The organism is Vibrio sp. 811 (genome assembly GCF_033339195.1).
On record NZ_JAWOUB010000444.1, the window covers coordinates 1 to 678 of the forward strand.

Sequence of the window (678 nt, forward strand, 5' to 3'; positions counted from 1 at the left end):
CCATTCCCAAACGTAGTGACCTTGAATGTGGTCGTGCGCATAGAACACGTTTTGGTATTCGGTTAAACCACCCGGCCCGTTCCCCATCGCGTGTGCGTATTCGCAGATAATGCGTGGCTTCTCGTGTGGGTGTTCGCCAAAGTAATTCATCAGTTGAGCGCGTGAGTACATCGTCGAAATCACATCGACGACTTCAGCATCGCGGTCTTCTTCATAGTGAACCAAACGGGTGTCATCAATTGCTTTGATCGCTGCATACATCGCACGGATGTTACAGCCATAACCCGATTCGTTACCGAGTGAACACATGATGATAGAAGGGTGGTTTTTCTGTGCGTGCACATGGCGCACTGCGCGATCAACAAACACCGCTTCCCATGCTGGATCATTGGTGATACGGCTCAGGTCGCCAACGTTGGCAAAGCCGTGGGTTTCCACATCGGTTTCTGCCATCACAAACAGGCCGTAAATATCACACAGCTCGTAGAAGCGTGGGTCGTTCGGGTAGTGTGCGGTGCGAACCGAGTTGATGTTGTGTTGCTTCATCAAAATCAGATCTTTTTCCACGCGGTCCATGCCCACTGCGCGACCTTTTAGGTGGTCGTTGTCATGACGGTTTACACCATGCAGCATCATGTATTGATTGTTGATGTAAAACAGGCCATCGCGCACTTTGAT

1 protein-coding gene is annotated in these 678 nt (G+C 50.4%); it reads right to left on the bottom strand.

The window, feature by feature from the left end:
- Positions 1–678: glycoside hydrolase family 2 TIM barrel-domain containing protein (locus R7Q46_RS27385; RefSeq protein WP_318078300.1), on the bottom strand; the 678-nt coding region annotated here is incomplete at both ends.